This is a genomic window from Trinickia sp. (assembly GCF_051953955.1).
Lineage (GTDB): Bacteria > Pseudomonadota > Gammaproteobacteria > Burkholderiales > Burkholderiaceae > Trinickia.
Map to the genome: position 1 here is coordinate 26,671 of NZ_JBQCIF010000075.1, position 21,863 is coordinate 48,533.

A 21,863-nucleotide genomic window follows, 5' to 3' on the forward strand; every position below is an offset into this window, starting at 1 on the left:
CCATCGACATAGCTTAGAGACGGGCATCGGCCACCGCCACCGCTGCATCTACGGCCGGCCGCTCCCGGTGTCCTTCACCGGCTGCCCGTGGCGCCCCGCACCGGCGGCGAATCGTGCCGCACCCGCGATGCCCTCGTCGAGCACGGCCCGATAGCCGCCGGCGCCTTCTCGGCGCAGCGCCTCGGCGATGTCATCCAGCATGCTGTTCTCGACGGCCGATCGGCGATCGGCCAGCAGAGCCGCTTGCGGAAACGCGGCGAGCTGCGCGGCCAATGCTTCGGCGGCTGTTCTTGCCTCGCCGTTCGGTACGATTCGATTGGCGAGCCCGATCGCGAGCGCTTCTTCCGCATCGACGGCACGTCCCGTCAGAATCAAGTCGAGCGCGCGCGAAAGGCCGATCAGCCGCGGCAGCCGGATCGTCCCGCCGTCGATGAGCGGCACACCGAACCGCCTGCAAAAGACGCCGAGCACGGCGTCTTTTTCCACCACGCGCAAATCGCACATCGCCGCGAGTTCGAGGCCGCCCGCGACGGCGTGGCCCGCGATGGCCGCGACGACGGGCTTGGCGAGCATCATCCGCGTAGGCCCCATCGGGCCGGCGCCGCTGCCGTCGGGGCGCAGCGCGTGGCGGCGCTTCTCGTTGCCCACGGCCGTCAAATCGGCCCCCGCACAGAACGTCCCGCCGGCACCGAACAGCACCGCTGCACGCCATTGCGGCTCGGCCTCGAAGCGCGCGAATGCGCTGGCGAGTGCGGACGCCGTCGGCCCATCGACGGCGTTCTTGCAGTCCGGCCGGTCGAGCACGATAGTTGCTACATTGTTAGCGGACGCCTCGATTCGGACGTAGGGGCCAAAGCTTTCTTGCATTTCTCGTCTCCCATGGACCGCACGCTCGATCGCGCAAAGTTCAGAAGGAATGATTCGATTTGTCACGGTACTGTCATGACCTGGCGATAGCCTTCGCGTTTTTCCTCGGCGACGTGAACGCCGATGGGCTTGGCGTAGCCGCGCCAGGGATTCCAACAATCATACGTTCGTCATGTCCACGTCCGCATCGCTCCATGCGGTTGCTCTCGCACCTTCTGCCGGCCCGGGCTCGGTTTGGCTCGTCCCGCTTCCCCGTCATCCCTACTACGACCACGTTCGCCTAAAGCGCGTCTTCGAGGACGACCAAAGCCGCCATCGCGTCGTCGTCGTCGATGCGCACAAGCTGCTCGAATGCGCCGCGCGCGACGATACGGACTACGTGCTGCCTCCCGTCGGCAACTGGCACAGCGGGAAGGTCAAGGGTATCCGCGGCTATCTCGATCCCGACAACGAAAGCATTCCCGCCATGCCGTACGTGACGATCGCGGCACGTCGCGTGCGCGGGGTGCTCGGGTGGCTCGGGCTCCAGCGCGAAGGGGTCGTCGCGTTCCGCAACGGCCAGCACCGGGCGCGCTATCTGGCCGATGCGGGCGCCGCGGCGTTTCCCGTCGAGGTGCACGAGCGCGAGGCGGCTTTGCTCGAGAGTTGGTGCGGGTATGTGGCACCGGCCATGCCGGCACCCACCGCGGATACGGTGCAGGGACTCCACCTTGGCGATCTTTGACGACGGCGCGGTGGTTCGTTGCGGCGGTTGACCGCCGCGACCCCTCGACCAACGCTTCGGCTCGGCCGAAAGTACTTGCGGATGGGCGAAAATGGGGCAATCATCGGCTTCCCCTTCGCCGCATTGCACTATTCCGGTACGGGCGCAACTCACTGTGCGCCAGAGCAGCCAAGCAAATGTCGAGACGCTGAGACGGTGAGCGCGGCGGGGCGGAAACCCTTCTTCCTCGAACCGCCTTCACGCGCAGCCATGACAATCACCGAGTCCTCGATCCCATGCCCCGACGTCGTGTCGCTCGACGCGATCCTCCCCGAAGAACCGTTGTTGATGATGGGCGCCGGCCCCGTGCCGATTCCAGCCGCCGTGGCCAAGGCGAATGCGATCGTCATCAATCACCTGGGGGCGACGATGTCGAAGGTGATCGGGCAAGTGAAGGCGATGGCGCGCTACGTGTTCCAGACGCGCTCGAAATGGGTCTTGGGGGTGGCTGGTCCTGGCTCCGCGGCGATGGAGATGGCGATCTCCAATCTGGCATGGCCCGGCACCCGCGTGCTCTCGATCAAGAACGGCTTTTTCAGCGCGCGCATGGCCGAGATGGCCAAGCGCTGCGGCGCGCAAGTGGCGACGCTCGACGTGGCCGACGGCGCCGTGGCCAGCCTCGACGACGTCCGGCAGGCCCTTGTGCGGGAGCGTCCCGAGATCGTGACGATCGTTCAAGGCGAAACGTCGAACACGGTTTGGAACCATCAGCTCAAAGAGATCGCGGCGCTGGCGAAGGCGGCGGGCGCGCTCGTCATCGTCGATGCGGTCTGCACGCTGAGCACGATGCCGCTCGAGATGGATGCTTGGGGCATCGACGCCGTCATCACGGGCGGTCAAAAGGGCTTGTCGTCGATCCCCGGTGTCTCGCTGATCGCGTTTTCGGATGCGGCATGGGCGCGTATGAAGTCGCGCGAACAGCCGAACGCGCACTGGTGCCTCGATGCGTCGCTGGCCGAGAACTTCTGGCACAACGCCGGCTATCACTACACGGCACCCGTCTCGGGCGTGCTCGCTTTGCACGAAGCGCTGCGGCTCGTGTGCGCGGAAACCCTCGAAAAGCGCTTCGCGCGCCATCTGAAGTGCTCGCTGGCACTGCAGGCGGGCGTTTCGGCGATGGGGCTTGCGCTGTTCGCGCCCGAGCCCTGCCGTCTGAACTCGGTGGTCGGCATATCGACGCCGGCGGGCTTGAGCCCGGCCGATGTCTGCGGCCATATCTCGAGCCATCACCAGGTCGAAATCGCGGGGTCGTTCGGATTGCCGATCGTGCGCATCGGCCAGATGGGCGAGCAATGCCGCGAGCACAACTTGTTTCGCACGCTGCACGCGCTCGGCCGGACGATGCTCGAACTCGGCGCGCGCGTGGATTTGCCGGCCGGCGTTGCGGCGCTCGAGCAGTCGCTGTCGGAAAACGCGCGAGGACGTTGAATCACGCGGTCGCCGTCCGCAGGCTCACGTGAGGAGCCCATGCCGGCGCCAGCCCGCGCTCCCGGCATAGCTCATGCGAGCGCCAGCAACGCGGCGCCCGTCAGCGCGAGCGCGCCCGACCAGATCCAATCGAAGTTGATCCAGCCTCGCCGCAGCATGCTGAGGCCGAGGTACTCGTAAGCCGCGAACGCGATCGCCGCACTCGTGGCCGTTGCCACGAGCGTGTGCACGAGCGTGACGAGCGCGGCGGGGCCGAGCGCACCGGCGAGACCGGCCGTGGCCGCGGCGCCGCAGATCGGCATGAGGGCCGGCACGAGCATGAGCCCCGCGCCGTGCACGGTGGCCGTGGCCGCCGACCAAATCGCGAGCCCGGCGGCGCCGTCCGTCATGCCCACGCGCACGCTATGCCGGTGGCCATAGAGCAGGTGATAGGCGGCCCATCCGAGCAAGATGATCCCGGCACCGCGCTCGAGCGTGGCGGCGTGCAGCGCGAGCCCGAGCACGAGCGCCGACGACGTGACGGCAAAGATCGACGCGGCGTGGCCGAGCGCGAGCGGCGGCAAGGCCGCTGCCAATGCCCGGCGGCTGTTGCGCTGCAGGCCGAGCGCGGTAGCGAACAGCCAGCCCATCGCCGGATTGACGCCATGAAAGACGCCGCTGCCGACGACGGCTAGCCAGCCCATCGCGGCGTCGGCGTGCGAGAAGAGGCTCATCGGTGCCGTCCTGCCGTGGCCAAGGCGACGGCGGCTGCGGTAGCCCTAGCGTTCGCCCCCGCCGCTGCCTGCCTCGCATTATCGAAGACCGCTCGCATGAGCGCGTTCACGGATAGCAGTACGAATCGGACGACGCATCGCCGCCTTCGAGCCTGATCTGATGCGGGCGATGGGTGTCCGGCCATTCCAGAAAGAACTCGCGGTCGAACGCGAGGCCGCTACCGTCGGGCACGTCGAGCTTGACCATCCAGCCGTCGATGCCGTCGGGGTAGAACTGCTCGTCGATGGCGCCGTACAGCGAGTTCGTGAAATAGACGCGGCGGCCGTCGCGGCTCACCTCGACCATCTGCGGCCCGCCGTTCAACGGTCGATTGCCGCCGTTCGGATGGGGCGTGCGTCCGGCGATGCCGCCGATCCGCACCGCGCCGACGAGCTCGGGATGGTGCGGATCGGAAACGTCGTAGCGGCGCATTTCACCGGTGCCCCAGCAGGCGACGTACAGGAAGCGATCGTCGAGCGAGAGCGCGATGTCGGTCACGAGCGGCGGCACCGCGCCGAAGCGCTTGAGCATCGGCGGCAGCAGCGCCGGATCGGCGGGCTCGGCGGGGATTTCGATGACCTTGCGCGCCGCCCATCGATCGCCGTCGCGATACCAGGTCCAGATCGACGCCGACAAGTCCTTCAAGCTGATGACGGAGTTGACGAAGCCGTGCGCTCGAGTGGGATCGTGCGCGGGGCGCAACTCGAAGACGAGCTGGTTTTCTTCACCGAAGTCGATCGTCTGTTTGTGCTTGCGCGTGTTGAGATCCCAGAAGTGCAGTTGATGCCCGTACTTGCCGCCGAGCAGGATTTCCGGCACGAGGCCGCTTTCGAACGTCGCGGGTAGCCCCCATTCGCTCGAAACGAGCGTATCGAAGCCCAAATGCCACCAGGCGTCGTAGGCGAGCCGCTGGGGGCCGCGATCGATCTCCCACTGGCCGCGAATGTCGAACGTGTCGTGGTCCATGAGAAAAATGCCGCCGGGCGCGTCGCCCTCGGCGTTCGCGAGCGAGACGACGAAGATGCCTTGCGGGCCGCAATGGACGGTATGCGGACGCGTGTAGCCGGACTTGCGTGCTACTTCCTCGGGCTCGAGCACACGCACGATGCGTGGACGGCGCGGATGGGGCTTGGTGTCGAGGACGTGGATGCGCGAACTGCGCAAGCCGGGCACGATCAGATAGCGGCGTTCGGAATGCGGATGCGGTGCATTGGGACAAAGATGCGAACTGCATGCATTCCAGCCGAAATGATGCAATTCATCGCCGGTATTGGGCATGGCGACGCGTTCCACGATTTTCCCGTAATCGGGCGAGCCGGCATCGAGATCGACGACGGCGAGCTCGTCCGGAACGCGGCGCGTCGGATCGAAGCTGGCGACATAGGCGAGCGTCTCCTTGGGGGCCTCTGCGGCTAGGCGCGCGGAAGGGTAGAACGTCGGATCGGGTTTCCAGGACGACATGAGCCTCTTCCTCTTTTTATGGAGCGAGGCAGATATCGTAGGATTTGCTCGTGCTGGAAAGCAAGAAACGAAATGGAATAAGAATAAAAGAACCAGAGGCGGATATTTTTTTATTCGTTTTTGCCTATCGGTTCTGCGGGTTGTTAATTAGCGCTCGGTATGGATCGGTTCCGAGCGCTAATTCGTATTTCGAATGAAGCAAGAATGCCGGGCCGAAGGCAGGCCGCCGCACTAGACCGCTGCGGCCATGCCTGCCCCGCGAGCGTGCCGCAAATGGAGCGCGAGCGAGAGCAGTGCGGCCGCGGCTGCCGCGACGGCCGAGACGAAGAACACCGACGGGTAGCCGAACGCGCCGGCCACATAGCCGGCCAGCGGGCCCATGATGCCGAGCGAGAGATCGAAAAACACCGAGTAGGCCGCGAGCGCCGCGCCGCGGCTGGCCGGCGGGACGAGCTCGACCGCTTCGACGCCCAGCGACGGAAACACGAGCGCGAAGCCGAAACCAGTCACGGCCGCCCCGATCAGCGCGGTATGGGGAGCGCCGGCGAGCCATAGCGTCACGAGGCCGGCGCATTCGAGCGCGAGCGAGACGAGCGCCACGCGAAAGCCGCCGTAGGTGCGAATGGCGTTGGAGAACAGCAGGCGGGCGCAGATGAAGAACACGCCGAACAAGGTCAGCGCGAGCGCCGCGTGCGACCAGCCGCGCGCCTCGTAGTAGAGGGCGATGAACGTTGCAATCGAGCCGAAGCCTGCCGCGCCCAATGCCAGGCCGACGCCGTGCGGCAGCACGCGCATGAACACGCTCGCGTAGCCCATGCGTTCGCCGTGGACGAGCGGCACGGCTTGCAAGCGCCGCGCGAGCCCATAACCGATGGCGGCGAGGGCGATCGTCACGGCGCCGAGCGCCCAGGGTCCGATCGAATGGTCGAGCGTGGCGCCGATGGGGGCGCCGAGTGCCAAGCCGCCATACGTGGCGACCCCGTTCCACGAGATGACGCGCGCATTGTGCACGTTCCCGACCCGGCCGATGCCCCAGAGAATCGCGCCGGTGCCGACGCAGCTCTCGCCGAAGCCGAGCGCGAACCGGCTAGCGACCATGATCGCCAGGCTCACGACGGGCCACGCATGGCAGGCCATGGCCAGTGCGAGCAATGCTCCGCTCGCGCCGCAGGCGACGAGGCCGATCGCGACCGTGCGCTTGGGTCCCAGCGTGTCGGAAAAGCGTCCCGCATAGGTGCGCGAAAACAGCGTCGCCGCGTACTGGACGCTGACCGCCGCGCCGGCCAGCACCGAACCGAGGCCGAGCTGGCTCTGCACGAAGCCGGGCAGCACGGGCAGCGGCAGGCCGATGACGAGGTAGCAGATGAACGTGAAGAAGACGATCGGGACGATTTGCGCCGTGGCGGCGCGATCGGACAAAGCAGGCGAGGGGGCGGACATGGGCAGACGGAATAACGGTGCGGCGGCGATGGTAAGGGAAAACCAGACTTGAAGCCAGGCCGACTCTATGGCGAGAGTCGTTATTGTGACATGGAACCGGTTTCTTTGCAGTGCAGCACGAATCGGCCGCGATCAAATGGGGCCAGTAGTCGTGGCGCTACAGGCTCTCCATATCGGCGCAAGAATATGAGCGGCATGCGACGCCGCCTATGGGTTGCGGATATTGGCAGTGTTAGTTTTCGATCAAACGATGAACGAACGTGTTTTCCGGTTTTCCAGCCTTCTCCCACGACCATGAGCCAATCGATCCGCTTTTATCATCGCAATGCCATCCGTGAAGTCAGCGGCGTGCCCGTCACGCGCACGGTCTTGCAATACCTGCGCGAAGACGTGCGCTGCACCGGCACGAAAGAGGGCTGCGCCGAGGGCGATTGCGGCGCTTGCACGGTCGTCGTGGCCGAGCCGGACGGCGCGGGAAGCCTGCGGTTCTCCGCAGTCAACGCCTGCATTCAGTTCTTGCCGACGCTTGACGGCAAGGCGTTGTTCACGGTCGAGGATCTGCGCCAGCCGGACGGCTCGCTGCATCCCGTGCAGCAAGCGATGGTCGACTGTCACGGCTCGCAGTGCGGCTTTTGCACGCCGGGGTTCGTCATGTCGATGTGGGCGCTCTATCGCAAGCACGGCGGCGAAGGCGCGGTGCCGGGTGAAGCAAGCGGCTGCGCCTGCACGCCTTCGCGAGCCGAAATCGCCGATGCGTTGACGGGCAACCTGTGCCGCTGCACCGGCTATCGCCCGATCATCGACGCCGGCGAACGGATGTTCGCGTTGCCGACCCCGAAGGCGCCCATCGACGTGGCCGCGCTCGCGCGCACGCTCGCCGCGATTCAGCGGGGCGATACATTCCACTACGAAGACGGCGGTGACGCGTTTTACGCGCCCCGCACGCTCGATGCGCTGGCCGTGCTCAAGGCCGAGCGGCCTCATGCGCGCCTGCTCGCGGGCAGCACCGACATGGGCCTGTGGGTGACCAAGCAGTTGCGCGCCCTCGGCGATCTCATCTATGTCGGCCGCGTGGCCGAACTGCAGCAGGTCAGCACATCGGCGGACTGGATCGAGATCGGCGCCGGCGTTTCGGTCGAGCGTGCGTATGCCGAGCTCGTGCGCCACTATCCCGAACTGACGGAAATGTGGAAGCGCTTCGCCTCGCTGCCGATCCGCAACGCGGGCACGCTCGGCGGCAACGTCGCGAACGGCTCGCCGATCGGCGATTCGATGCCGGGGCTGATCGCACTCGGCGCGCGCGTGGTATTGCGCGGCGGCGAACTCGAGCGCGAGCTGGCGCTCGAGGATCTCTACCTCGCCTATCAGAAGAAGGACATGGCCGAGCACGAATTCGTGGCCGCGCTGAAGGTGCCGGCGCGCACGGGGGAGCGCGAGGCGCTGCGCTTTAGGACTTACAAGTTGTCCAAGCGCTTCGATTCCGACATCTCGGCCGTGTGCGCCGCCTTCTCGTACATCGCGGACGGCGATGCAATCCGCTCGCCGCGCATTGCGTTCGGCGGCATGGCGGCCACGCCGAAGCGCGCTTCGCACGCGGAAGCCGTGCTGGCCGGCGCGACCTGGCACGAAGCGACGGCGCAGGCGGCGATGCAGGCCTTGACCAAGGACTATGCACCGCTCTCGGACATGCGTGCGACGAGCGATTATCGACTGCAGACCGCGCAGAATCTGCTGTACCGCTTCTGGCTCGAAACGCGTCCGCACGATCCGCTGCCGGCCGAGGCGCTGAACGTCCGGCTGGCCGAACTCGATACGCCCGCCTGACGTCAGCCGGCCCTAGCCGCTCGGCGCCGCGCCGCCGGGTGCCGTGCACCGGCCGAACCGCATACGAGAGCCCAAAAAAGCCCGCAAGAGAGACAGACGATGAACCAGCAAGCCGAACCGTTCTTGACCGACCTCGCCCGTGAAGAGCGCGAGCGCTCCGCCTTTCGCCAAGTGCACGTGTCGCGCCCGCATGAATCCGCGCACCTGCACGTCAGCGGCCGCGCCACTTACACGGACGACATCCCGGTCGTCGAGGGCACGCTGCACGCGGCGCTCGGCATGTCGCCGAAGGCCCACGCGAAAATCGTGTCGATGAACCTCGATGCCGTGCGCGCGACGCCGGGCGTCGTCGCCGTCTTCACGGCCGACGATATCCCCGGCGGCAACGACTGCGGGCCGATCGTCCACGACGATCCGATCCTGGCCGAGGGCATCGTTCAGTACGTCGGACAGCCGATGTTCATCGTCGTCGCGACGTCGCACGATACGGCGCGCCTCGCCGCACGCCGCGCCCAGATCGAATGGGACGAGCTGCCGGCCGTGTTGACGGCCCAAGCGGCACGCGCGGCCAATCAGTCGGTCTTGCCGCCGATGAAGCTCACGCGCGGCGAGCCGGTCGCCGAGATGGCGCGTGCGCCGCATCGCGATGCCGGCGAAATCTCGCTCGGCGGCCAAGAACAGTTCTACCTCGAAGGGCAAATCGCCTACGCGGTTCCGAAAGACGACGACGGCATGCACGTCTGGTGCTCGACGCAGCACCCTTCCGAGATGCAGCACCTCGTCGCGCACGCGCTGGGCGTCCCTTCGCACAACGTGCTGATCGAATGCCGGCGCATGGGCGGCGGCTTCGGGGGCAAGGAATCGCAGTCGGGACTGTTCGCCTGTTGCGTGGCGATCGCGGCTTGGAAGCTGCTGCGCCCGATCAAGCTGCGCCCCGATCGCGACGACGACATGATGATCACGGGCAAGCGTCACGACTTTCATTTCAAGTACGAGGTCGGCTACAGCGACGAAGGCTTGATCGACGGCGTCAGCGTCGACATGACGTCGCGCTGCGGTTTCTCGGCCGACTTGTCCGGCCCCGTGATGACGCGCGCACTCTGTCATTTCGACAACGCCTACTGGCTGCCGAACGTCGGCATCGCGGGCTTTTGCGGCAAGACGAACACGCAGTCGAACACGGCGTTCCGCGGCTTCGGCGGGCCGCAAGGCGCGTTCGCGATCGAATACATCATCGACAACGTGGCACGCTCGTTGAAGCTCGATCCGCTCGAAGTGCGCCGGCGCAACTTCTACGGCAAGGCCGAGCGCAATGTGACGCCCTACGGACAGACGATCGAGGACAATGTGATCCACGAGCTCGTCGACGAACTGGTCGCGACGAGCGACTACCACCGTCGCCGTGAGCAAGTGCGCGCGTTCAACGCCGCGAGCCCCGTCTTGAAGAAGGGCATTGCGCTCACGCCCGTGAAGTTCGGGATCGCGTTCAACGTCACGCACTTCAACCAGGCCGGTGCGCTCGTGCACATCTATACGGACGGCTCGGTGCTCGTGAATCACGGCGGGACCGAAATGGGTCAGGGGCTCAACACGAAGGTGGCGCAAGTCGTGGCCCACGAGCTCGGCATCGCCTTCGGGCGTGTGCGGGTAACGGCGACCGATACGAGCAAAGTGGCGAACACGTCCGCGACGGCGGCGTCGACGGGCTCCGACCTGAACGGAAAGGCCGCGCAAGACGCGGCTCGCCAGTTGCGCGAGCGGCTGTCCACGTTCGCGGCGGACCGGTTCGGCGCGGGCACGGTGAAGCCGAGCGACGTCGTATTCGAAAACGATACGGTCCATGTCGGCGATGTTTCGATGGCTTTCGAAGACGTGATCGCCAAGGCATATCTCGCACGCGTGCAGTTGTGGTCGGACGGTTTCTATGCGACGCCGAAGCTGTACTGGGATCAGGCCAAGCTGCAGGGCCGGCCGTTCTACTACTACGCATACGGTGCGGCGGTGTCGGAAGTGGTGATCGATACGCTGACGGGCGAAATGCGCGTGGTGCGTGCCGACGCGCTGCACGATGTCGGGGCGTCGATCAATCCGGCGCTGGACGTCGGGCAGGTTGAAGGCGGCTTCATACAAGGGATGGGCTGGCTCACGACCGAAGAGCTCTGGTGGAACGCCGACGGCAAGCTCATGACGCATGCGCCTTCGACGTACAAGATTCCGACCGTCAACGATTGCCCGCCCGATCTGCGCGTGCGGCTGTTCGAGAACCGCAACGCCGAGGACAGCATTCATCGATCGAAAGCCGTTGGCGAGCCGCCGCTGCTGCTGCCGTTCTCGGTCTTCTTCGCGATTCGCGATGCGATAGCGGCCGTCGGCAACGACGAGATCAACCCGCCGCTGAGCGCGCCGGCGACGGCCGAAGCGATTCTGAAGGCCGTCATGGCCGTGCGGGCGGCGGCCCGAACGGATGCGCAAGCCGGCGCCGGCACGCGGCCCGCCGTGGAGGTCACCGCATGAAACCGTGCTCGTTCGCGCCGAGTGCGAGTGTGCCGCCGCTGCACGTCGTGCTGTTCGGCGCCGGGCACGTCGGCCATGCGCTCGTGACGTTGCTCGCGGCGCTGCCGTGCGTCGTCGAGTGGGTCGATGCGCGCGACGAGTGTTTTCCCGACGAAGTGCCGGCGAACGTGCAAATCGAAGCCACCGATACCCCCGAGGCCGTGATCGATGCCGCGCCCGCGGGGGCCTGTTTTCTCGTCATGACGCACAACCATGCGCTCGACTTCGCGCTGGCTTTGCACATCATGCGGCGCAACGATTTCGCCTACTTCGGCATGATCGGCTCCAAGACCAAGCGCGTGAAATTCGAGCGCCGTCTGATCGAGCGCGGGGTCGAGCCGGAGCGGCTGCAGGAGATGGTCTGCCCGATCGGCGTGCCGGGCATCGTCGACAAGGCGCCGTCTTCGATTGCCGTGGCCGTTTGCGCGCAGTTGATGCAGGTTCGGGTGCGCGCGCATGTGTCCGCTTCGACGTCCGGCATGCCGTCACCTTTCGTGCCGGCGCACGTCTAGCCGGCCTGCGGCGCTCGGCCTAGTCGCCGGCGGCCCGCGCAAACCTTGGGCGGGCGTGGCCTGTGCGGCGCGCTCCTACATCGGCGCCCGCGCGGCATTCCCGGCACGACTCATCGGTGCCGTCCGAGCGCCGGTGCAGCATTTTCCCCCGGTATCCCTTATGCTGCACGGCGATACGCTGCGCGGCTCGGCGTTGCCCCGCGCCCGGCTCGAAGCCGGGCCGTCACGCCCGCTCGAGTCCCGCCAGCCGCCTGCCATGGGCGCCAACCGATGAGGAACCGCCATGAGCCGTTTATTCGAGCCGATGACCCTCGGCAAGCTTACGTTGTCCAACCGCATCGTCATTGCCCCGATGTGCCAATACTCGGCCGAAGGCGGCTCCGCCACCGATTGGCACATGATTCACCTCGGACATCTCGCGCTCTCCGGTGCCGGCATGCTGATTCTCGAGGCCACCGCCGTCTCGCCCGAGGGCCGCATTTCCCCGGGCGACCTCGGCCTCTACTCGGACGAAAACGAAACGGCGCTGGCGCGCGTGCTGAAGGCCGTGCGCACGTATTCCCCGATCGCCGTAGCCGTGCAGCTCGCCCATGCGGGGCGCAAGGGGTCGAGCCGTTCGCCGTGGGACGGCGGCGCTCAGATCCGCTCCGACGAGCCGCTCGGCTGGAAGACGGTCGCACCCTCGGCCGTGCCGCACGCCAAGGAGGAAGAAGCGCCTGCCATGCTCGATCGCGCCGGCCTCGACACAGTGCGCGACGATTTCGTGGCCGCGGCCAAGCGGGCGGCTCGGCTCGGTATCGACGGCATCGAAATCCACGCGGCCCACGGCTATTTGCTGCACCAGTTTCTCTCGCCGATCGCCAATCATCGCGACGACGAATACGGCGGCAGCTTGGAAAACCGCATGCGCTTTCCGATCGAGGTGTTCGAGGCGGTACGTGCGGCGTTTCCGGCCGATCGCCCGGTATGGGCGCGGATTTCGGCCACGGATTGGGTACCGGGGGGATGGGACGTCGAAGGCACCGTCGCGCTCTCGCAAGCATTGAAGGTGCGCGGCTGCGCCGCCATTCATGTGACGACGGGCGGTGTCTCGCCCGAGCAGGCGATCAAGCTCGGCCCCGGCTATCAAGTGCCGTACGCCCAGCGCGTGAAAGCCGAGGTAGGCCTGCCGACGATCGCCGTCGGTCTCATCACCGAACCGGAACAGGCTGAAGCGATCATCGCGAACGGCGAGGCCGACGCTGTTTCGCTCGCTCGCGCCATGCTCTACGATCCGCGCTGGCCGTGGCACGCCGCGGCAAAGCTCGGCGCGCAGGTGCACGCGCCCAAGCAATACTGGCGCTCGCAGCCGCGCGAGCACAAGGATCTGTTTCTCGGAGCCGGGTTCGGTCAGCGATGACGATGTCGGATAACCACGAGCACCCCAATCACAACCCCGATCACGACGGGCAGAGGAAGTCGAGGCTGCCGCGCATGCCCAGAGTACCGCGCATGCTGCGTCCGCCGCGGCCTCCGCGTTTCATGGCGCGCGTGATCGCCGTTTCCTGGCGCGATCTCGCCGTCTCCATGGGGCCGATCGTTCTGATCTCCGCCGCGGCGATCTGGCTCGCCATTCGTCTGATCCAACCGGCGCCGCCCAGTACGTTGACGATTTCGGCGGGCCCGCCGGGCAGCTCGTTCTGGAACGCGGCCCAGCGCTACAAGACGATTCTCGCGCGCAACGGCATCACGGTGAAGGTGTTGCCGTCGGCGGGGTCGCTGCAAAACCTCGAACGATTGTCCGATCCCGAGGCGGACGTCGACGTCGGCTTCGTCCAGAGCGGCGTGACGCTCGTGGCCCGAGCCGCGGCGGGGGCGAGCGCGGCGGAGGCGCCCGTGGCCAGCGGGCCGGTAGGCACGGCGGCAGACGGTGCGACGGCGTCGGGGCCAGCGGCTTCGACGCAACGGGCGGGAGAGGCGGACGGGGCAAGCGGCGCAAGCGGCGCCGGCGTGGCGAACGCGCCCAGCGAAACGGACGCATCCGCTGCATTGGGCGCATCGAGTACGAGTTCGTCACAGCCGTCGACCGAGCACCTGGTCTCCCTCGGCAGCGTCTCCTACGTGCCGCTCGTCATCTTTTACGAAGGGCGCGAGCGCTCGCGCTTGTCGGCGTTCGCGGGAGAGCGGATCGCAATCGGCCCCGAGGGCAGCGGGACGCGCGCATTGGCGCTCGCGCTCTTGAAGGCCAACGGCATCGTGCCCGGGGACGGCACGACGCTGCTGCCGCTGACGGGAGAAGCGGCCGCCCATGCCCTGACGACGCATCGGATCGATGCGGCGTTCCTGGCCGGCGATTCGGCGCAGCCGCCCGTCATGGCGGCGCTGCTGCGCACGCCGGGCGTGCGGTTGTTCTCGTTTTCGCAGGCGCAGGCCTACGCGCGCCGCTTCCCGTATTTGACCGACATTGCGTTGCCGATGGGGGCTTTCGATCTCGGCAAGAATCTGCCGCCCGCGCCCGTGCACACGATCGCGCCGACGGCCGAGCTCGTCGCGCGCGATTCGCTGCATCCGGCGCTGTCCGATCTGCTGATCGAAGCGGCCAAGGAGGTGCACGGCCGCGCGAACCTGCTGCAGAACGCGGGCGAATTCCCGTCGCCGGTCATGCATGATTTTCCGATCAGCGACGATGCCGCGCGCTACTACAAATCGGGCAAAAGCTTCCTGTACCGGCTGCTGCCGTTCTGGCTGGCGAGTCTCGTCGACCGCTTGATCGTGCTGATCGTGCCGATCGTCGTCGTGCTGATCCCCGGGGCGAGGCTGATCCCGTCCCTTTACGCCTGGCGCGTAAAGTCGCGCATCTATCGCTGGTACGGCGCACTGATTGCTATCGAGCGTTCGGCACTGGACGAAACGGCGAGCGAGGATGAACGCGCGGCTTCGATGGTCAAGCTCGTCGAGATCGAAGCGGCCGTGAACCGGCTCAAGATGCCGCTTGCCTACGCCGACCAGTTCTACGTGCTGCGGCAACATATCGGATTCGTGCGGGCGAGGCTGGCCCAAGCCTATGACGAGCGCACCCACGCGGAGGCGGGCGGCGCGTAAGATGCTTGTATGCGGGCGGAGAGCCTCGGCAGCGACGAGCAGCAACCGGATCCACCGGAGAATGTCATGAACGCATCGATCGACGCGGCGTCGCCGCTCTGGCTTTACGATTTCGTGTCGCCGTTTTCGTATCTGCTGCTCGAGCAGCACGACAAGTGGCCGAGCATGCCGTTCTCGCTCATCCCGATCTCGGTCTACGCGCTCTATCGGCATTGGGGCCAGCGTCCGACGAACGAAGTGCCGCAAAAGCGGATGTTCGTCCACCGTCACGCGCTCTTTCGCGCCGAGCAGCTCGGCATTCCGTTCAAGATGCCGCCGGCGCATCCGTTCGATTCGACGAAGGCGCTGCTGCTGGCCACCGCGATCGACGCCGACGTTCATACCGTCTGCGCGATGTTCCGTTTCATCTGGCGCGACGGGCGCGATCCGTCGACCCCCGACGGCTTTGCCGATCTGTGCCAGCTCTTGAATTTGCCGCATGGCGAGCGGCTCATCGAGCATCCCGATACGAAAGCCCGGCTGCAGCGCAATTTCGACGATGCGGTTGCGCTGGGGGTGTTCGGTGTGCCGACTTTCCGGCTGCATCGGCAACTCTTCTGGGGCGAGGACGCGTTGCCGATGGTGCTCTATTGCGCGCGCTCGCCGGGCTGGCTCGAATCGCCCGAGATCAAGCGCATCGGCGCGTTGCCGAGCGGGTTGACCTCGTGACGCTGCCGACTCGCCGCGAAGCGGGTGAAGGGTCGCTGCCCGACGCGGGCCGCGGCGCCGACGGGCTCGATATCTGGCTGCTGCGCGTGCTGCGCACGCTCTTGACCGAGCGCAGCGTGACGCAAGCGGCGTTGCGTTTGAACCAAACGCAGCCGGCGATCAGCACGGCGCTGCGCAAGCTGCGCGAGATGCTGAACGATCCCATCCTCGTGCGCGGCAAGTCGGGCATGGTGCCGACCGAATTCGGCGCCTCGCTGCTCGGGCCGACGCAGCGCGCGCTGCGCGAGGTCGACTTCGTTGCGACGCCGCACGGCCACTTCGATCCGTCGGGCACGCGGCGCACCTTTCGCGTGGCTGCTCCCGATTATCTGAACGACTTCTTCATGCCGACGCTGGTCGCGCGTTTTCGCGAGGCGGCGCCGCAAGCGCGGCTCGAAATCGATTCGCTCAATCCCGCGCTCGATCATGGGGCGGCGCTCGATGCGGGCGAGCTCGATCTCGTCGTCGGCAATTGGCCCAAGCCCGAGCCCCGCTTCGAGCGCAGCGATCTGTTCAGCGATACGGTCGTGTGCATGATGCGCGCCGACCATCCGCTTGCGGGCGAACCGCTTACGGTCGAGGCCTACGTGGCTGCGGCGCATCTTGCGCCTACGCCGTACAGCGGGGCGCGGCGCAACGCGATCGAGATCGGTCTTGCACGGGCCGGTATCGCTCGGCGCATCGTCACGACGCTGCCGTACTTCGGCCTCGTGCCGCAGGTGCTGCTGCATTCCGATCTGATCTTCACGACGACGCGCCGCTTCGCGACGCACTATGCGCGCATGTTGCCGCTGGCCGTTCGCGATGCGCCCATTCCGTTCCCCCGCATCAAGTGTTATCAGATGTGGCATCCGCAGCCGGACCGGCCGGATGATATTGCCTGGCTACGCGCGCTCGTCGAAGACGTGTCGGGGCGGTTGACCGTTCGCGCGCGCCGTGACTAAAGCACGGGTTGCCTTCCATCCCAGCCGGGAATGCCGTAACGGGTAGGCTTTCAACGCTCGACTCTCTTCCTTGATAGGGTCGTTGCGGTCGAATTCGCGGCTACGATTGCTTGGCTGCTATTGCTATCCGCCATGCCGCCCGTCGTGTGAAGTCGTCATGCATTTTCCGTGCTTCGATTCAATGCGAGCGACGACCATTTCGGGTTTTTCTTATTTATCGTCAGCAGCATCGGTATTCCGACAGAGATGGGAGTCGGTCCTGTATCATACGGCCCGCACGTGAGAGCGTGTGTCACTACCGATTCTTTCAAATAATTAAATGACCCGTTTCGAACCTGGTTTGCTCGATAAATTATTCGGGGATGGCGCGCATCAGCCAGCGTCAGCCGTCGTGCGGCAATTGTCGCTGGACGAACTCAAAGGCACGGTCGCGCGCCATATCGAGTCTCTTCTGAATGCTCGAATTACATTCACCGACGAACGCCTTGCAGGGTTCGACGAATGCCAGCGGTCGGTGCTGACTTACGGGCTGAACGATTTCACGGGGCTCAGCCTTGCCAGTCACGATGACCGGGAAACCATCTGCAAGTCGATTCGAAGCGCGATCGAACGCCACGAGCGCAGACTCCAGCAGGTCGATGTCAAACTGGAAGTGAACGCACAGTCCACGAACGTGCTGTGCTTCGCCATCAAGGCGATGCTCGTCGTGCATCCGACTGCGGAGCCAGTCAGCTTCGACGCGATGCTGCAACCGTCCACGCTGCAATATTCGGTCACGCGGGCGCGCCCCAAGCGGTCTTGAAGGAAGCCCTGCGCACCGGTTTGTGCCTCCAACGATATAACAAGATTCCGAGAGATAGATGGACGAATTGCTGCCGTACTACGAGCGCGAACTATCGCATTTGCGCGAATATTCCGAGGACTTCGCGCAGCGCTTTCCCAAGATTGCGGGGCATCTTTTGCCGGCGGATGAGCACGTTGACGATCCGGCCATCGAGCAATTCGTCCAGGCCATCGCGCTGCTCGATGCGAGAATCGCCAAGAAGCTCGAGGACGATTACGTGCAGTGTGTCGAGGCGCTCTTGGACGTGATGCATCCGCACTATCTGCGACCGTTCCCGGCATGCACGATCGCGCAGTTTTCCATGACGAGCGCAACGGAAGGTGGGCCGAACTCCCTTAGGCTTGCACGAGGCACCGAATTGGTCAGCCGGTCGATCAACGGCGTCCAATGCCGATTCAGGACGGCCTACGACGTGACGCTCGCACCGCTTGCGATCAGCGAGGCGCACTACATGCCGTCGGCTGTCGCCCCCGTCGTTTTGCCCTTGAAGGCGGCTGGGATCGTTTCGATTACCTTCGAATCGACGGCGCCGCAGCTGGATTTGCGATCGCTCGGGCTGCGTACTGTCCGCACGTATTTGAACGGTGAAGCCTCGTTCATTGCGGCGCTCGCCGATGGCCTGTTCATCCACGCGATGGCAGGCTATGTGGAAGCTGAGGGCGATGGCCTTTGGAAGCCGTTGCCGACCGTACCCGTTGCGCAGGCCGGTTTCGACCGCGACGATGCATTGCTCGACTATCCATGGAAATCGAACCCGGCATACCGTCCCCTGGCCGAATATTTCGGCTTCCCGGAGAAACACGATTTCGCCGACTTCGATCTCGGGGCGATGCTCGATACGGCGGGGGCGTGCCGGCGCATGACGCTTCACGTGGTCCTGAAGGAGGGCCACGGTAACCCGCACGCTGCACGGCTGTTGGATGCCTTGTCGGCCACACACTTTCGCCTGTTCGCTGCACCTGTCGTCAACTTATTTCGCCGGCCCGGCGAACCGATTCACGTGACGCATCGCGAGGTCGCGTATCCGGTCGTGGCCGATGCCGGCCACGCGGCTGCTTACGACATCCATTCGATCGATTCGGTCCACCTCGTGCGCCGAACGCAAACGCATAGCCGCGTCATCGAATTTCGGCCGATTTTCTCGCAGCGCCATGGCGACGACCCACGTTCCGTACATTATTGGTTCGCGCGTCGCGACCCGTTGGTGGCTTCGGCGAGCCCCGGCTATGAGACGGCGATTTCGGTGATCGAGACGGATTTCGATCCGATGGCATCGCAAACGGATACGTTGAGTCTCGAATTGACCTGCACGAACCGGGATTTGCCGTCGAGGCTCGCCGTCGGGCTCGAGGGCGGCGACCTGTTCTTAGGGGACCGCTACGACAACGACAACCATGATCTGTCGATCAGCGCCGCCATGCTGCGCCGTCCCATCCAGACGCTGCGCTTCGAGCGCACCGACGCGTTGCGTATGCGGCTTGCTTCGCATCTGACGCTCGATCAGCTTTCGCTCGCGGATATGGATATCGAAGCGCTCAAGGCGGCGTTGGTGTTATACGACGTGCGCCGTTCCCCCGTGACATTGCGTCATATCGAAGGGATCGTAGGCCTCGAAGTGCGCGACGCGGTTATCGAATTGCCGGGTCGCCCATTCATGACGGCCGTGCACGGCGACGAATTGCGAATGACCCTCGACGAGAAGCATTTCGCCGGCGCCAGCATCGCCACGTTCGTCGGCGCGGTCGATGCGTTTCTCGGCGACTGCGTGGAATTGAACCGCTTCGTTCAGCTGGTCGTCGTCTCGAAACATACGGGCGAACCGATCGTGCGATGCAAGCCGCGCAACTGCCACCTGATTCTCGGGTGATCGAGGAAGGAGACTCGAGCCGATGACGACCCACCACGACGCATTCGACGACGATCGACTTCGCCACTATTACGAGCGAGAACTGGAAATCTTGCGTCGGGACTTGCGCGCGTTCGCTCAGCGCAATCCCGAGGCGGCTACGCGACTGTCGATCAATAGCGATGGGCGTTCGGACGATGCAGGCGTGGAGCGCATGGTGCAATCGACCGCCATTCTGAACGCTCGCCACAGCGCGAAGATCGACGACGATTATCCCGAGTTGTCCGAGGCGCTGATCGAACGCACGTTTCCGCAGTACCTCCGGCCGTTCCCGTCATACTCCGTCGCGCAATTCGACGTGGCGGCGATGTTCGGTAGTCTGACGGAGCCCGTCCGTATTGCGCGCGGGACGCAGGTGAAGACGACGGAGGGAGGGTGCCTGTTCCGAACGACGTATGACGTCATGCTGGCGCCGGTGGAAATCGTGCGTGCCCAGTACGCGTCCACGCCAACGGCTCCGCTCAGCGTCGAGCTGCCGCCCGATGCTAGCGGCATACTCTCCGTGGCCTTTCGCTCGGCCAAGTTCGGCGAGCGTCTCGATGCGGTTGCCCCGGCTTCGCTACGTGTCCATCTCGCCGGTCAACCGTCCGTGGTCGCAACGTTGATGGATACGCTGCTGCTGCACACGGCGAGGGCGTATGTCGAAGACAGCGAGGGGCGCTGGACTCGGCTGCCGACGATTGCCGTTGCCCCGGTGGGGTTCGGTTCGAACGATTGGCTGGTCACCGATGCAAAGGAGCCGGGCCAGCCGTTCGGGCTGCTTGCAGAATATTTCGCGTATGCCGAGCGCTTCCATTTTGTCGACGTCGACTTTGCGTCGGCGTGTGCAGCCGCGCTGGGCGAACCGGCGGGCGAACTGCGCGGCGAACGACTGACGCTGCATTGGGTGGTGACGGGCGTGCCGCCGAATTCGCGCGCCGCTCAGCAGCTCGCGCATTTATCGGCGGATTACCTGAGGTTGTCCTGTACGCCGGTCGTCAATCTATTTGAAAGGAAAAACGTCTCGCTCAAGTACGATCGGCAAAGCGGTGTGTGGCCGATTCAGGCGCAGGTCAAGAACGACGCACACACCGAGGTTTGGTCGGTCGATCAGGTTTGCACCGAGCAAGGCAATCGGCTTCGCTCATCGGCTGCCCTGATGACCCGTCACGTGGACGATGCACACCCGCTATGGACATTCATACAGCGTAGCGGCCCCGCCTCGCTTGATGCCGGACCCGCTGCGGCGTTGCGTCTTGACGGCGCCGACGGTCCAGCGAGGAGAGGGCCGTCGTTCGACGCGCTGGTAGCCGATGTGACATGCTCCAATGGAGACCTACCGCACTCGTTGCCGTTCGGCGCATCGGGTGGCGACATGCTGCTGGCAGCCAAGAAGTCTTCGACGGAGCAGATCGCGTTGTTGCACGCGCCGACGGCGGTCGTTCAGCTACCGCGGACCAACGGCGCACTGTGGCGGCTGATCGGGCAGCAGACCCCTCACGCAGTGCGATTGATCCAAGCCGGGTTGCCGCCCCTGAAGCAACTGTTTCAGCAATTCGCGCAAGCTTCGCCTGTTCAGGCGCAGCACATCGACGGCATCAGGGGCCTAAAGCACCGGTCGGTCATGACGCTCATGGCGCGAGCACCGCAGCCGGCGATGGTGCGTGGAATCGAGGTCACGCTGGAAATCGACGAGCAACGCTTCGCCGCGCACAGCGTGGCCGTGTTCGCCCGCGTCATGGAGCGCTTCTTTGCGCCGTACGCGCCATCCAACAGTTTCGTTCAATTGGTCATCGGCTCGAGTAGCGATATCGGCACGGTGTTATGGCGGGGCGAACCGGTGAAAGGCGGAACCGCACGATGGTAAAGATCGGCGCTGTAAATGGGAAATTTTTGCCGTAATTCATCAGTGATCCGGAAATATTTGCCTTGCGAACGATTCGCCAGTCCTAACAATGCTTTGAGGTGTTTGGCTTGAAGAAAATCTATGTAAAATCGCCCGCCTCTGAATGCCGATTTCTTCGTCAGGCTTGCCAATGAATACGAACTTGTCTGTTCAAGATCTGCGAAAGATCGCCACGGGGATGCAGCACAACCGGCTATTGACGCTGTCGTTCCCGGATGACAATGCCCCGTACGAGATCCTATTGGTGAATCGCCTCGAAGGCGAGGAATCGCTTTCGCGCGATTTCCGATTCGTGATCGAGATTCTGTCGGATAACGTCAAGCTCGATCCGAATGAGTTCGTCGGCAAGCTCATGACGGTGAAATTGCTGCGCAACGACGGCAGCTGTCGCTATTTCAACGGACACATCTTCTCGTTCAGGCTCGTGCGAACCGACGGAGGCATCGTCTTTTACGAAGCGGAGATGGGCCCGTGGACCCGGTATCTGACGCTGCGCAAGAACAACCGGCTGTTCTTGGATGAGAGCATCGGTGGCCAAACCGCCACGATCTTCGCCGATTACGGCACGCTGGCGGTCTGGCAGTGGAAGGTCCGACAGAAGGACCCTTCGATGACGATGGCGTGCCAATTCGACGAGCACGACCATAACTACGTCCATCGCCGCTGGGAGCACATGGGGCTGTGCTACTGGTACGAGCACACGGCGACGCAGCACACGCTGATCATCTCCGATCCGGCGCGCCTGGAGCCGGTCATCGATGGCGAAAGCCCCAAGATTCCCTACCAGGACAAAGCCGGTTCGCAGGAGGCGGACGGGGTCCGCTCGTGGTCGTTCATTCAACGAGTGACGTCCAC

The 21,863-nt window shown here is 65.0% G+C and carries 17 protein-coding genes; 13 read left to right on the plus strand and 4 right to left on the minus strand.

Annotated elements, in window-relative coordinates; all coding sequences use genetic code 11:
- Positions 1 to 48: 48 nt before the first annotated feature.
- Positions 49 to 867 carry a crotonase/enoyl-CoA hydratase family protein gene (locus tag ACTHNZ_RS14220; protein WP_440543139.1) on the minus strand — a complete coding sequence of 273 codons (819 nt, stop codon included), beginning with the start codon at positions 865 to 867 and terminating at the stop codon, positions 49 to 51.
- Between the two features lie 172 nt (positions 868 to 1,039).
- Here ACTHNZ_RS14220 and ACTHNZ_RS14225 point away from each other — a divergent pair, with 172 nt between their 5' ends.
- Both ACTHNZ_RS14225 and ACTHNZ_RS14230 read left to right on the plus strand, forming a co-directional pair.
- Positions 1,040 to 1,591: a plasmid fertility inhibition factor family protein gene (locus ACTHNZ_RS14225; RefSeq protein ID WP_440543140.1), complete on the plus strand. Its 552-nt coding sequence runs from the start codon at positions 1,040 to 1,042 to the stop codon at positions 1,589 to 1,591.
- Positions 1,592 to 1,840: 249 nt separating this feature from the next.
- The gene (locus tag ACTHNZ_RS14230) at positions 1,841 to 3,058 is read left to right on the plus strand and encodes a pyridoxal-phosphate-dependent aminotransferase family protein (RefSeq protein ID WP_440543141.1); all 1,218 of its coding nucleotides are present in this window, start codon (positions 1,841 to 1,843) and stop codon (positions 3,056 to 3,058) included.
- Positions 3,059 to 3,129: 71 nt separating this feature from the next.
- Here the strand turns inward: ACTHNZ_RS14230 and ACTHNZ_RS14235 are convergent, their stop codons facing one another.
- The 3 genes from ACTHNZ_RS14235 to ACTHNZ_RS14245 all read right to left on the minus strand — a co-directional run bounded on the left by ACTHNZ_RS14235 (position 3,130) and on the right by ACTHNZ_RS14245 (position 6,712).
- Positions 3,130 to 3,771 carry a hypothetical protein gene (locus ACTHNZ_RS14235; RefSeq protein WP_440543142.1) on the minus strand — a complete coding sequence of 214 codons (642 nt, stop codon included), beginning with the start codon at positions 3,769 to 3,771 and terminating at the stop codon, positions 3,130 to 3,132.
- A gap of 106 nt (positions 3,772 to 3,877) precedes the next feature.
- Entirely contained in the window at positions 3,878 to 5,272 is a 1,395-nt protein-coding gene (locus ACTHNZ_RS14240) for a selenium-binding family protein (protein ID WP_440543143.1), read from the minus strand.
- A 231-nt stretch (positions 5,273 to 5,503) separates the two neighbouring features.
- Positions 5,504 to 6,712 carry an MFS transporter gene (locus ACTHNZ_RS14245; RefSeq protein ID WP_440543144.1) on the minus strand — a complete coding sequence of 403 codons (1,209 nt, stop codon included), beginning with the start codon at positions 6,710 to 6,712 and terminating at the stop codon, positions 5,504 to 5,506.
- A gap of 294 nt (positions 6,713 to 7,006) precedes the next feature.
- On the opposite strand from ACTHNZ_RS14245, the gene xdhA reads away from it, so the two are divergent.
- The 11 genes from xdhA to ACTHNZ_RS14300 form a co-directional block, all read left to right on the plus strand.
- On the plus strand, positions 7,007 to 8,536 hold the full coding sequence (gene xdhA, locus ACTHNZ_RS14250; RefSeq protein ID WP_440543145.1) for a xanthine dehydrogenase small subunit: 1,530 nt from the start codon (positions 7,007 to 7,009) through the stop codon (positions 8,534 to 8,536).
- A 99-nt stretch (positions 8,537 to 8,635) separates the two neighbouring features.
- Positions 8,636 to 11,050: a xanthine dehydrogenase molybdopterin binding subunit gene (gene xdhB / locus ACTHNZ_RS14255; RefSeq protein ID WP_440543146.1), complete on the plus strand. Its 2,415-nt coding sequence runs from the start codon at positions 8,636 to 8,638 to the stop codon at positions 11,048 to 11,050.
- On the plus strand, positions 11,047 to 11,601 hold the full coding sequence (gene xdhC, locus ACTHNZ_RS14260; protein ID WP_440543147.1) for a xanthine dehydrogenase accessory protein XdhC: 555 nt from the start codon (positions 11,047 to 11,049) through the stop codon (positions 11,599 to 11,601). The genes xdhB and xdhC overlap by 4 nt, the downstream gene beginning before the upstream one ends.
- A gap of 283 nt (positions 11,602 to 11,884) precedes the next feature.
- The gene (locus ACTHNZ_RS14265; protein ID WP_440543148.1) at positions 11,885 to 13,000 is read left to right on the plus strand and encodes an NADH:flavin oxidoreductase/NADH oxidase; all 1,116 of its coding nucleotides are present in this window, start codon (positions 11,885 to 11,887) and stop codon (positions 12,998 to 13,000) included.
- A 122-nt stretch (positions 13,001 to 13,122) separates the two neighbouring features.
- Positions 13,123 to 14,682, plus strand: a complete 1,560-nt coding sequence (locus ACTHNZ_RS14270) for a TAXI family TRAP transporter solute-binding subunit (RefSeq protein ID WP_440543155.1) — start codon at positions 13,123 to 13,125, stop codon at positions 14,680 to 14,682.
- Positions 14,683 to 14,748: 66 nt separating this feature from the next.
- On the plus strand, positions 14,749 to 15,390 hold the full coding sequence (locus ACTHNZ_RS14275; RefSeq protein ID WP_440543149.1) for a 2-hydroxychromene-2-carboxylate isomerase: 642 nt from the start codon (positions 14,749 to 14,751) through the stop codon (positions 15,388 to 15,390).
- A 35-nt stretch (positions 15,391 to 15,425) separates the two neighbouring features.
- Positions 15,426 to 16,373 (plus strand): LysR family transcriptional regulator, encoded by a 948-nt coding sequence (locus ACTHNZ_RS14280; RefSeq protein WP_440543156.1) that lies wholly within the window; start codon positions 15,426 to 15,428, stop codon positions 16,371 to 16,373.
- Between the two features lie 319 nt (positions 16,374 to 16,692).
- A complete protein-coding gene (tssE, locus tag ACTHNZ_RS14285; RefSeq protein ID WP_440543150.1) occupies positions 16,693 to 17,175 on the plus strand; it encodes a type VI secretion system baseplate subunit TssE in 483 nt (160 codons plus the stop codon).
- A gap of 58 nt (positions 17,176 to 17,233) precedes the next feature.
- The gene (gene tssF / locus ACTHNZ_RS14290) at positions 17,234 to 19,084 is read left to right on the plus strand and encodes a type VI secretion system baseplate subunit TssF (protein ID WP_440543151.1); all 1,851 of its coding nucleotides are present in this window, start codon (positions 17,234 to 17,236) and stop codon (positions 19,082 to 19,084) included.
- 22 nt (positions 19,085 to 19,106) lie between these two features.
- A complete protein-coding gene (gene tssF / locus ACTHNZ_RS14295; protein WP_440543152.1) occupies positions 19,107 to 20,969 on the plus strand; it encodes a type VI secretion system baseplate subunit TssF in 1,863 nt (620 codons plus the stop codon).
- A 181-nt stretch (positions 20,970 to 21,150) separates the two neighbouring features.
- Positions 21,151 to 21,863: type VI secretion system Vgr family protein (locus ACTHNZ_RS14300; RefSeq protein ID WP_440543153.1), on the plus strand; the 713-nt coding region annotated here is incomplete at its 3' end.